The organism is Nocardia sp. NPDC004151 (assembly GCF_042874235.1).
GTDB lineage: Bacteria > Actinomycetota > Actinomycetes > Mycobacteriales > Mycobacteriaceae > Nocardia.
Genome location: NZ_JBIAMR010000022.1, coordinates 102,925 through 113,977, shown reverse-complemented (window position 1 = coordinate 113,977; position 11,053 = coordinate 102,925). Strand labels below are relative to the sequence as shown.

Annotated in this window: 11 protein-coding genes and 1 rRNA gene; 10 read left to right on the top strand and 2 right to left on the bottom strand. The window is 70.3% G+C overall.

Annotated elements, in window-relative coordinates; genetic code table 11:
- From rrf to ACFYTS_RS33965, 4 genes are all read left to right on the top strand, one after another.
- Positions 1–91, top strand: a 5S ribosomal RNA gene (gene rrf / locus ACFYTS_RS33980); the annotation flags it as partial.
- Between the two features lie 224 nt (positions 92–315).
- Positions 316–1,596, top strand: coding sequence for a hypothetical protein (locus tag ACFYTS_RS33975; protein WP_387309398.1), 1,281 nt, complete (start codon positions 316–318; stop codon positions 1,594–1,596).
- The gene (locus ACFYTS_RS33970; protein WP_387309397.1) at positions 1,578–2,360 is read left to right on the top strand and encodes a hypothetical protein; all 783 of its coding nucleotides are present in this window, start codon (positions 1,578–1,580) and stop codon (positions 2,358–2,360) included. The genes ACFYTS_RS33975 and ACFYTS_RS33970 overlap by 19 nt, the downstream gene beginning before the upstream one ends.
- An 89-nt stretch (positions 2,361–2,449) precedes the next feature.
- The gene (locus ACFYTS_RS33965) at positions 2,450–3,343 is read left to right on the top strand and encodes an HAD-IIA family hydrolase (RefSeq protein ID WP_387309396.1); all 894 of its coding nucleotides are present in this window, start codon (positions 2,450–2,452) and stop codon (positions 3,341–3,343) included.
- Between the two features lie 21 nt (positions 3,344–3,364).
- Here the strand turns inward: ACFYTS_RS33965 and ACFYTS_RS33960 are convergent, their stop codons facing one another.
- Complete coding sequence (locus tag ACFYTS_RS33960; protein ID WP_387309395.1) at positions 3,365–4,123, bottom strand: class I SAM-dependent methyltransferase; 759 nt, start codon at positions 4,121–4,123, stop codon at positions 3,365–3,367.
- A 196-nt stretch (positions 4,124–4,319) separates the two neighbouring features.
- Here ACFYTS_RS33960 and ACFYTS_RS33955 point away from each other — a divergent pair, with 196 nt between their 5' ends.
- Genes ACFYTS_RS33955 through recN form a run of 4 tightly spaced genes read left to right on the top strand, consistent with a single transcriptional unit; the run spans position 4,320 to position 8,190 of the window.
- Positions 4,320–4,577, top strand: a complete 258-nt coding sequence (locus ACFYTS_RS33955; RefSeq protein WP_357095750.1) for a hypothetical protein — start codon at positions 4,320–4,322, stop codon at positions 4,575–4,577.
- 1 nt (position 4,578) lies between these two features.
- Positions 4,579–5,469, top strand: a complete 891-nt coding sequence (locus ACFYTS_RS33950) for a TlyA family RNA methyltransferase (protein ID WP_387309394.1) — start codon at positions 4,579–4,581, stop codon at positions 5,467–5,469.
- Complete coding sequence (locus ACFYTS_RS33945) at positions 5,466–6,431, top strand: NAD kinase (RefSeq protein WP_357287021.1); 966 nt, start codon at positions 5,466–5,468, stop codon at positions 6,429–6,431. Before ACFYTS_RS33950 ends, ACFYTS_RS33945 begins: the two co-directional genes overlap by 4 nt.
- Complete coding sequence (recN, locus tag ACFYTS_RS33940; protein WP_387309393.1) at positions 6,409–8,190, top strand: DNA repair protein RecN; 1,782 nt, start codon at positions 6,409–6,411, stop codon at positions 8,188–8,190. Before ACFYTS_RS33945 ends, recN begins: the two co-directional genes overlap by 23 nt.
- A 74-nt stretch (positions 8,191–8,264) precedes the next feature.
- Here the strand turns inward: recN and ACFYTS_RS33935 are convergent, their stop codons facing one another.
- On the bottom strand, positions 8,265–8,684 hold the full coding sequence (locus ACFYTS_RS33935; RefSeq protein WP_357287026.1) for an SRPBCC family protein: 420 nt from the start codon (positions 8,682–8,684) through the stop codon (positions 8,265–8,267).
- A 182-nt stretch (positions 8,685–8,866) separates the two neighbouring features.
- Here ACFYTS_RS33935 and steA point away from each other — a divergent pair, with 182 nt between their 5' ends.
- Complete coding sequence (gene steA / locus ACFYTS_RS33930) at positions 8,867–10,078, top strand: putative cytokinetic ring protein SteA (protein ID WP_387309392.1); 1,212 nt, start codon at positions 8,867–8,869, stop codon at positions 10,076–10,078.
- Between the two features lie 8 nt (positions 10,079–10,086).
- Complete coding sequence (locus ACFYTS_RS33925; protein WP_387309391.1) at positions 10,087–11,010, top strand: copper transporter; 924 nt, start codon at positions 10,087–10,089, stop codon at positions 11,008–11,010.
- Positions 11,011–11,053 lie beyond the last annotated feature (43 nt).

Genomic DNA, 11,053 nt, shown 5'->3' with positions numbered 1-11,053 from the left:
GCCCGGTCCCATTCCGAACCCGGAAGCTAAGGCCACCTGCGCCGATGGTACTGCACTCGACAGGGTGTGGGAGAGTAGGACACCGCCGGAACATCCTTCGCGATAAGGGGACCCTCTTGGGTCCCCTTATCGGCGTTTAAGCACCCGGTGCTGCGTTGACGCTCGAGGCAGCGTGATTGAATTTGGGGTAGGTGGATCGCCCACCCGCCCTCCTCACGCGCTCTCCAGCGCCGTGGCCGGGTACCGCAGGCTACAAAGTACAGAGAGGGATCACCGTGGCGGAGCAGAACGACGGCCGCAAACCCTTCCGCCGCAATGACGGTGGATCCGGACAGGGCGGCTACGGTCGACGCGAGGACGGCGGACGCCGGGACCAGGGCCGGCCGTCGTACGGCGGTGGTCCGCGTCGCGAGGGCGGCGGCGGCCGCGAAGGCGGCTTCAACCGCGGTGGTGGCGGCGGCTTCAACCGCGGCAAGGACAATGAACGCGGCGGTTTCAACCGCTCCGAGGGCGACCGCGATCGCGGCGGCTATCGGGGCGAGGGCCGGACCGGCTCCGATCGTGACGGCGGCAGCCGGGGCGGTTACAGCCGCGGCGACCGCGACGGTGGATTCAACCGGGACCGCGGTGACCGCCGCGAGGGCGGTTTCAACCGTGGTGGGGAGCGCCGTGAGGGCGGCTTCGATCGCGGTGGCGAACGCCGTGAGGGCGGGTTCAACCGTGGCGGTGGCGAACGCCGTGAAGGCGGGTTCAACCGTGGCGGTGGTGACCGTCGCGAAGGTGGCTTCAACCGTGGTGGCGGCAGTGGTCGTCGCGAGGGTGGCTTCGATCGTGGTGGGGAGCGCCGCGAGGGCGGTTTCAGCCGCGGAGGAGATCGTCGTGAAGGCGGTTTCGATCGGGGCGGTGACCGCCGTGAGGGTGGTTTCAACCGTGGTGGCGGCGGCGATCGTCGCGAGGGCGGTTTCGATCGCGGTGGTGACCGCCGTGAAGGTGGGTTCAACCGTGGTGGGGAGCGCCGCGAGGGTGGCTTCAGCCGCGGCGGTGGTGACCGTCGTGAAGGTGGCTTCAGCCGTGGTGGCAGTGGTGACCGCCGTGAAGGCGGGTTCAACCGTGGTGGCGAGCGCCGTGAGGGCGGCTTCGATCGTGGTGGGGAGCGCCGTGAGGGTGGCTTCAGCCGTGGCGGTGACCGTCGTGAGGGTGGCTTCAACCGCGGCGAGCGTCGTGAAGGCGGATTCGACCGGGGTCGTGGGGATCGTCGCGAGGGCGGGTTCAACCGCGGCGGCGAGAACCGTGGTGGCGGACGGGGATTCGATCGCGACCGTGGTCCGCGTGAGGAGAAGCGGAGCTTCGCGCGCGACGAGGTCGACGCGACCGGTGGTGAGACCGCCCGCGAGGACAAGGATTTCGAGCAGGCCGGGAGCGGTTCGGGCGAGCGGTCGTTCGATCGCGGTGCGGACCGTCGCCGGGGCGGCGAAGGCGCGCGGGCCGGTGGCGGCCGGCCGGGCGAGCGGCGGTCGGGTCGTCCCGACGAGCCGGGCCTGCCGGACGACGTGCAGCCCTCCGATCTCGAGCCGGCGGTGCGGCGCGATCTGCTGAGCCTGGACAAGAGCAACGCCGAGACGGTCGCCCGGCACCTGGTGATGGTGGCGCAGCTGCTGGACGAGGATCCGGAGCTGGCGCTCGAGCACGCGCGGGCGGCCCGGCAGCGGGCCGGCCGGATCGCCGTGGTGCGCGAGACCGCCGGTGTCGCGGCCTATCACGCGGGTGAGTGGGCCGAGGCGCTGTCGGAGCTGCGGACCGCGCGGCGCATGTCGGGTGGTTCGGGCCTGCTGGCCGTCATGGCGGATTGCGAACGCGGTCTGGGCCGTCCGGAGCGCGCCATCGAGCTGGGCCGCAGTGATGAGGCCCGCGCCCTGCAGGGCGACGAGGCGACCGAGCTGCGCATCGTGGTGGCGGGCGCGCGCATGGACCTGGGGCAGTTCGACCAGGCCGTGGTGACGCTGCAGACCGCGGAGCTGGATCCGGCACGCTCGGGTTCGGCCGCCGCGCGGCTGTTCTACGCCTACGCCGAGGCGCTGCTGGCCGCCGGTCGCGAGGACGAGGCGCTGACCTGGTTCATGAACTCGGCGTCCGCGGACCACGACGGCGAGACCGACGCCGAGGAGCGTGCCGCCGAACTCTCCGGCGAGGGTGACGCCGACGGCGCGGACTGGACCGCGGCCTTCGACGAGGATGTCGAAGACGCCGAGGACGAAGCCGACGACGCCGAGGACGAATCGGATTCGGCTGCGGCGGAGCGGGATTCCGAAGACGATGGACCGGAGAAGTCGGCGAAGCCCGCCGAGGGCTCCGAGAACTAGGACCGGCAAGTGAACTCGACCGTGCGGCAGCGCCACAGCGCAGCCGCACGGTCGTTTCTGTTTCTGTGCACAGTGAGAGGGACGGCGTAATGCGATTGCGGGACCGGTTCGAGGCCTTGCTACTGGATCTGGACGGGACGCTGTTCCGCGGCCACGAGCGGATTCCCGGTGCGCCGGAAGCGCTGTCGGCGGGTGCGCCCGCGCAGCGGCTGATGTATGTCACCAACAATGCGAGCCGTTCGGCGGACGCGGTGGCGCTGCATCTGCGCGAACTGGGTTTCGACGCGCACGAGGACGAGGTGGTGACCAGCGCGCAGGCGGCCGCGCGGCTGCTGGCGCAGCGGATCCCGCCGGGGTCCACCGTGCTCGTGGTCGGCACCGACGACCTGATGTCGGAGGTGGAGAACGTGGGCCTGCAGGCGATCCGTCGCTTCGATGGCGCGTTGCCGAGCGCGGTGGTGCAGGGCCATTCGCCGCAGACGGGCTGGCCGGATCTGGCCGAGGCCGCCTACGCGCTGCGTCAGGGCGCATTATGGGTGGCCGCCAATACCGATGCCACGCTGCCCACCGAACGCGGTCTGGCGCCGGGCAACGGGTCCATGGTGGCGGCGTTGCGGCACGCGTCGGGACTGGAGCCGATTGTGGCGGGCAAACCGTACGCACCATTGATGGAGAACGCGCTGGAACGCGCGGGCACCCGTGATGCGCTGGTGGTCGGCGACCGCCTCGACACCGATATCGACGGCGCGCACACCACCGGGCTGGAGTCGTTCATGGTTCTCACGGGCGTGAGCACGCTGAAGGATCTGCGCACCCAGCCCGCCGATCGCATGCCGACCTATGTCGCCGAATCCCTGGACGCCCTGAACCATCCGGTGGCCGACCTCGAACCGGTGGTGCCGGGGGAGGGCGATATCGCCGAGGTGATCGCCGACCGTCTGGCCAAGGCGCCCGGCCGCGCGATCACCATCCGCTCCATCTAGCACGCCGCGAGGGATACAGCCTCACAACGGTTTTCGCGCCTCGAACAAGGTTCGTGCCGAATGCGCGACGAAGGGGCCGTCGTGCACGATCTGCCGATGCAGGTCGTGCAGACGGTCCCGATACTCGGCGACGGTGAACCCGGGCACCATCCAGATGACCTTGCGCAGGAAGTACACCACCGCGCCGATGTCGTTGAACTCCACGCGAAGTCGTTCCGGCCGGGCCTGCACGATCTCCAGCCCCGCGGCCCGCGCCTCGTCGGCCTCGGTGCCGGGATCACGGAGGCGGCGGGCGTCGGGCTGTGGTCCGAGGAAGTACTCGACGAGCTCGAACACACTCGCCGGGCCGACATGCTGCGCGAAGTAGGCGCCGCCGGGTTGGAGAACGCGCGCGATCTCGCTCCACCAGACGGTGGCGGGGTGCCTGCTCGTCACCAGATCGAAGGCCGCGTCGGCGAACGGCAGGGGCGGTTCGTCCGGGTCGGCGACCACCACCGCGCCGCGCGGATGCAGCAGCCGGGTCGCCCGGTCCAGATTCGGCGGCCACGATTCGGTGGCGACCATGGTCGGCGGGAAGACGGCGGCCTCGGCGAGCACCTCGCCGCCGCCGGTCTGGATATCGAGCGCGGCACGCGCGGCCGCCAGTCGCGTCGCCTGGTGCCGCTGGTATCCCCAGGAGGGCCGCTGTTCGGTGGCGCGCCCGTCGAGCCAGGAGAAATCCCACCCGTCCACCGGGGCCGCGTCGGCCTCGGCGATCAGTTCCTCGAAGTCGCTGTCCATTTGCCTCATCCTGTCAGCCGCCCCCGATGGTGGCCGGCGCGGCCGCCCCGGTCGGCGGTCGGATCGGGATGCGGCGGGGTACGTGTGTTCGAATGCGGGTTCGGGTAGCGTTATCGCCACGATGACTATGCCCACGCCTCGACCGCAGATTCCCGTGCCGGGACAACATCCCGGCACGCCCGGAGCGCACCCCGGTATGCCGGGTCCCCGCCCGGGCGCGCCGCTGCCGGGACAGCATCTGGCGGGCGCGAATCAGGAGTTCGCCGACCCGGATCGGGTCCGGACCGAGGTGGACGCGCTGCTGGCCGAATTGTCGGCGGGCGCGCCGAATCCGGGCTTCCCGGGCGCGCCGAGCGTGCACTCGGAGGGCACCGACATCGTGCGTCGAGCCAAGATTCTGGAGCAGGCGCACGAGGTGCTGGTGCAGGCGCTGGCCACGGTGGACAAGATCTGAGGTGGCCAGGCGCGCGCGGGTGGACGCGGAACTGGTTCGCCGCGGATTGGCGCGGTCGCGGGAACACGCGGTCGAGCTGATCAACGCGGGCCGCGTCCTGATCAATGGGTCGGTCGCCACCAAACCGGCGACCGGAGTCGAAACGAGCACCCCCCTGCTGGTGCGGGAGCAGCCCGACGAGGTGCAGTGGGCCTCGCGGGGTGCGCACAAATTGCTGGGCGCGCTCGAGGCGTTCGAGCCGCAGGGCGTGTCGGTGGACGGCAAGCGTTGTCTGGACGCGGGCGCGTCCACGGGCGGTTTCACCGATGTGCTGCTGTCGAAGGGCGCGAAAGAGGTGGTGGCCGCCGACGTCGGCTACGGCCAGCTGATCTGGCGGCTGCAGAACGACGACCGCGTCCAGGTGCACGATCGCACCAATGTGCGGGCGCTGACGCCCGAACTCATCGGCGGCACCGTCGATCTGGTGGTCACGGACCTGTCGTTCATCTCCCTGGGGCTGGTGCTGCCCGCGCTGGCCGCCTGCTGCGCGCCGGGCGCGGACCTGCTGCCGATGGTGAAGCCGCAGTTCGAGGTGGGCAAGGAACGGGTGGGTTCCGGTGGCGTGGTGCGGGATCCGGCGTTGCGCGCCGAGGTGGTGCGCGAAGTCGCCGCCGCGGCAGCGGCCCTCGGGCTGCGCACGCGCGGCGTGACGGCCAGCCCGCTGCCCGGTCCGTCGGGGAACGTCGAGTATTTCCTGTGGCTGCGCAAGGAGTCCGCGCCGGTCGAGCCGGATGCGGCCGAACCGGTGGCGACCGGCGCCGCCGCGGGCGTCGGAGCGGCCGCCTACGATGCTGACGAGGCGGCGCGTGTGGCGGCGCTGATCGAGCGTGCGGTGCAGGAGGGTCCACAGTGAACGCGGCGAGCCCGGCCAGGGAAGTGCTGCTGGTCGCGCATCCGGGACGCCCGGAGATCACCGATACCGCGCACCGGGTCGCGAAGATCCTGTGCGGGGCCGGGATCGGGCTGCGGGTGCTCGAGGACGAGGCCTACAGCACCCGCTTCGACCTCGACGACGACGGCACCTCCAACGGCTACCCGATGCGGGTGATGACGCACGACCTGGTCGCCGCGGTCGGCACCGAGATGGTGCTCGCGCTCGGCGGCGACGGCACGTTCCTGCGCGCGGCCGAACTCGCGCGCGCCGCATCGGTGCCCGTGCTCGGAATCAACCTGGGCCGCATCGGTTTTCTCACCGAAGCCGAGGCCGAACACCTCGACGAGGCGCTCTCGCAGGTGGTGCGGCGCGACTACACCGTCGAGGAACGGATGACCATCGACGTCTCCGTGCGCGTCGACGACACGGTCGTGGAACGCGGCTGGGCGCTGAACGAGGCCAGCATCGAGAACGCGGCCCGCATGGGCGTGCTCGAAGTGGTGCTCGAGGTCGACGGCCGCCCGGTGTCGGCGTTCGGTTGTGACGGTGTGCTCGTCGCCACGCCGACCGGGTCCACCGCATACGCGTTCTCAGCCGGCGGTCCGGTGGTGTGGCCGGAACTCGAAGCGCTGCTGGTGATTCCGTCCAATGCCCACGCCCTGTTCGCGCGACCCCTGGTGACCAGCCCGGATTCGCTGATCGCGGTGGAAACGGTGGCGACCGGACACGACGCGATTGTTTTTCTCGACGGCCGACGCACCCTCGCACTGCCGCGGGGCGGCCGGGTCGAGACGGTCCGCGGGACCGAACCGGTGCGGTGGGTTCGGCTCGATTCCGCGCCGTTCGCCGATCGGATGGTGCGCAAATTCCAGTTGCCCGTGACAGGCTGGAGAGGCCGACAGCGGACGGAGAGCACGAGTGCTGACAGAGATCAGGATTGACGGGCTGGGCGTAATTTCCACCGCCACCGCACAATTCCACGAAGGTCTGACCGTTTTGACGGGTGAGACGGGTGCGGGCAAGACGATGGTGGTGACTAGCCTGCATTTGCTCAGCGGCGCCCGCGCCGACGCGGGCCGGGTACGCCTGGGCGCGTCGCGAGCCGTGGTGGAGGGGCGTTTCACCGTCGACGAGGTGCACGACGGTGCACTCGGCGAGGTGGAGGAGGTGCTGGAATCCACCGGGGCCGAACGCGATGACGACGGCAGCATCATCGCCGTCCGCACCGTCGGCAGCGACGGCCGCTCCCGCGCCCACCTGGGCGGCCGGTCCGTCCCCGCCTCGGTGCTCTCGGATTTCACCGGTCCGCTGCTGACCGTGCACGGCCAGAACGACCAGCTGCGGTTGCAGCGCCCGGACCAGCAGTTGCACGCGCTGGACCAGTTCGCCTCCGACGCGGTGGCCCCGCTGCTGGCCAAGTACCAGAAGGCGCGAAAGGCCTGGCTGGACAAGCGCAATCAGCTGCTGGAGCGCACCGCGCGCAGCCGCGAGCTGGCGCTGGAAGCCGATCATCTGACCCAGTCGCTGGCCGAGATCGACGCCATCGCACCCGAACCCGGCGAGGACGAGCAACTCGTCGGCGAGGTGCGGCGGCTCTCGGATCTGGACTCGCTGCGCGAGGCCGGTTCCATCGCCCACGACGCGCTGGCCGGTCCGGCGGATTCGCCGGGCGAGGCGGCGGGCGCGCTGGATCTGCTCGGCACCGCCCGCGCGCGCATCGAATCCTCCGACGACCCGAAGCTGACGGCGCTGGCTCCCCGTCTGGGCGAGGCGATTTCGGTGGTGGTGGACCTGACCACCGAACTCAGCTCCTATCTCTCGGATCTGCCGTCGGATCCGGGCGCGCTGGAGTCCATGCTGACCCGGCAGGCCGAGCTCAAGACGCTGACCCGCAAGTACGCGCCCGATATCGACGGCGTCATCAAGTGGGCCGACGAGGCGCGCACCCGGCTGTCCTCATTGGACGTGTCCGAGGAGGCCCTGGCCGCGCTGGCCGCCGATGTGGAGACCGCCGCGGAGAAGGTGCGCGAGACCGCCCGCAAGCTGACCGCCGCGCGTGGCAAGGCCGCCGGCAAGCTGGCCAGTGCGGTGAGCACCGAACTGGGCGGACTCGCCATGGGCCGCGCCCGGCTCGAGGTCGGAGTCGGTCCGATCCTGGCGGGCGTACAGGATTCGGCGCCGCTGGTCATCGATGGCCAGGAACTGCACGCCGGATCGACCGGTGTCGACGAGGTGGAGTTCCGGCTGGCCGCGCACTCCGGTGCGCATCCGCTGCCGTTGAGCCGCAGCGCTTCCGGCGGTGAGCTGTCGCGCATCATGCTGGCGCTGGAAGTGGTGCTGGCCAGTTCCGAGCACGGCACCACCATGGTGTTCGACGAGGTCGACGCCGGTGTGGGTGGTCGTGCGGCGGTCGAGATCGGTCGTCGCCTGGCGCGTTTGGCGCGCACCCATCAGGTCATCGTCGTGACCCACCTGCCGCAGGTGGCGGCCTTCGCCGACACCCACCTGGTGGTCGACAAGCTCGATGACGGTCAGGCCGTGAAGTCGGGTGTGAAGGCGCTGACCCAGGACGAACGGGTCGTGGAGCTGGCTCGGATGCTGGCGGGCATGGGCGACACCGAGACCGGTCGCGCGCACGCGTGGGAGCTGCTGACCACCGCGCACTCCGAGAAGGTCGGCGCGGCCGCCTCCGGCGAATAGCGCGTCCCCGAACAGAAAACCGGCCGAGACCCGACAGGGTCCGGCCGGTTTTTCGTGCGTTCGTCGCGCCGGTCCTACTTCACGGCCTTGCGCACGCCGCCGATGAGGGCGTTGGTGAGGGCGCGCAGGCCGGGCTCGAGGATCTGGGCCGGAAGCGGGAGGCTCGGCTCGGATTCCATGGTGTAGACGACCCGGGTGCCGCCGGGAGCGTCGGAGAAGGCGATGGTGCCGACGTGCCGCTTGACCGGGGCGCCCGCGATGACGCGGTAGACCATGCGCTCACCGGGGACGAGCTCGGTGGTCTCCTCGGTCGGGCCTATGCCGGCGATGCCGAGCTGGTACTGGGCGCCGACGCCGGACGGGCTGCCGATGCCCGGCTTCTTCAGCGAGATCTTGATGGGCAGAAAGGGATTGAGGCTGTCGCGCTCGGAGAAGAGTTTGTACACGACGTCGCGGGGGGCGGGAATGACGGTGTCGACCGTGGTGCTGGCCATGACGGCATTGTCTCCTTTCGTGCCGGTGCTCGGAGCATATCCTTACCGGCCGGTAAGAAGATAGCCGCGAACCGGACAACCTGCGGCCGCCGGGACTCGAGCAACATTTCGGCGATCGAATGACGATGCTGACCGGCGCGCCTCCATCATTGGTTGAGGGTTTGGGGCGATCATCGGTCGCTATGAAGATGATGGGCCTGCTGTCGCGCAATACCGAAACGCTGCCGGGTCTGACCGGGATGGCCCGGGTGGACCGCAATACCAGGCGTTTGCTGCAGCGCGTGGGCCCGGGGGATGTGGTCGTCCTCGACGAGTGCGACCTCGACCGGCTCACCGCCGACCGCTTGGTAGAGGCCCAGGTCGCGGTGGTGGTCAACGCCTCACCCTCGATCTCCGGGAGATACCCGAACCTGGGACCGGAAGTGCTGGTGGCCAACGGCATTCAGTTGCTGGACGCGGTCAGCTCGGACGTGTTCAAGAAGATCAAGGACGGCACCAAGGTGCGCGTCGAGGGCGGTGTGGTCTACGCAGACAAGCTCGCCAAGAAGGAGCCCGAGGCCCTCGTGGAGGGCATCGAACTCACCGAGGCGACCATCGCCGAGCGCATGATCGAGGCCCGCAACGGGCTCGCCGACCACCTGGAAGCGTTCTCCGGCAACACCATAGAGTTCATCCGCACCGAGTCCTCCTTGCTCATCGACGGCATCGGCGTGCCCGATGTCGAGGTCGAGATGAAGAAGCGGCATGTCGTGGTGGTGGCCGACGGTCCCGAGCACATCGAGGACCTCAAGCGCATCAAGCCGTTCATCAAGGAGTACGCCCCGATCCTGATCGGCGTGGGCCGCGGCGCGGACACCCTGACCCGCCACGGGTATCGCCCCGACCTGATCGTCGGCGACCCGGAGGAGATCACCGCCACCACGCTCAAATCCGGCGCGGAGGTGATCCTGCCCGCCGACACCGACGGCCACGCCAAGGGGCTCGAGCGCATCCAGGATCTGGGCATCGGCGCGACCACCTTCCCGTCCTCGGGCGCGCCCTCGGATCTGGCGCTGCTGCTGGCCGACCACCACGGCGCGTCGCTGATCGTGACCGTCGGCGCGGCGGCCTCGCTGGACGACTTCTTCGACCGCGGTCGCCGCGACTCCAATCCGGCGACCTTCCTGACCCGTCTCAAGATGGGCACCAAGCTCATGGACGCCAAGGCCGTGGCCTCGCTGTACCGGCACCAGGGTTCCGGCTGGGCGATCGCGCTGGTGGTGCTGGCCGCGCTGGTTGCCCTGGTGGTCGCGGTGCTGGCCACGCACATGGGCGGCGAAGCGGTGACCTGGATTTCCGATACCTGGGATCGCGGATGGCACTGGGTGGAGCGGCTATTGGACCGGCAGAGGTAGAGGACCGAATGATTTCCTTTCGCCACCACGCGATGTCGATCGCCGCGGTATTCCTGGCCCTGGCGGTGGGCGTGGTGCTGGGCACCCGGGCGCAAGGCAACGGGTTGTTCTCCGGCACGGGCGAGCGGCAGCAGGTCGGCGACCTGCGAGCCGAGAACGGACGGCTGACCGAACAGGTGAAGGCGGCCGACGCCTTCCTGTCCGGCGCGTCCGGCAAGCTGCTGACCGGGGCTCTGGCCAATCGGTCGGTTCTGATCTTCACCACGCCCGACGCGGACAGCGGCGATGTCGACGCGGTCAGCGCGGCGCTCACCACCGCCGGGGCCGCGGTCACCGGGCGGGTCGGGCTCACCGGCGCGTTCACCGACTCCTCCGAAGGCGATCGGTTGCGCACCGCGCTGGTGAACATAGTGCCCGCGGGCGCGCAGCTCGAGGTCGACGCCGTCGACCAGGGCAGCCTCGCGGGCGATCTGCTCGGGCAGGTGCTGCTTCTCGATCCGGGGAGCGGGCAGCCGCGCGGCACCCAGCAGGAGCGCGGCCTCGCTGTGGAGACGCTGCGCGGCGGCGGCTTCCTGAACCCCGCCGGCGACGTGCAGCCCGCCCAGCTGGCCGTGGTGGTCACCGGGGACGGCGCGCGGGCCGAGGAGAACAACCGGGGCACGATCATCGCCCGCTTCGCGGGCGCGCTGCGGTCCCACGGTGGCGGTGTGGTGCTGGCGGGTCGCTACGGGGCCGCCGAGGGGCCGGGCGCGATCGCGGTGGCCCGTTCCGAGCTCGGGCTGGCGGCCGTCACCACCGTCGACAACGCCGATCGTGAGATCGGGCGGATCACCACCGTGCTCGGGCTCACCGAGCAGCTGAACGGCGGTACCGGTCGTTACGGCACGGGTGCGAAGGCGACCTCGCTCACAGTCGCCGCCATGCCGCACTGACCGCGGTGAACACAAAGCCAACGCCGAGCACCGGAAAGGTTGC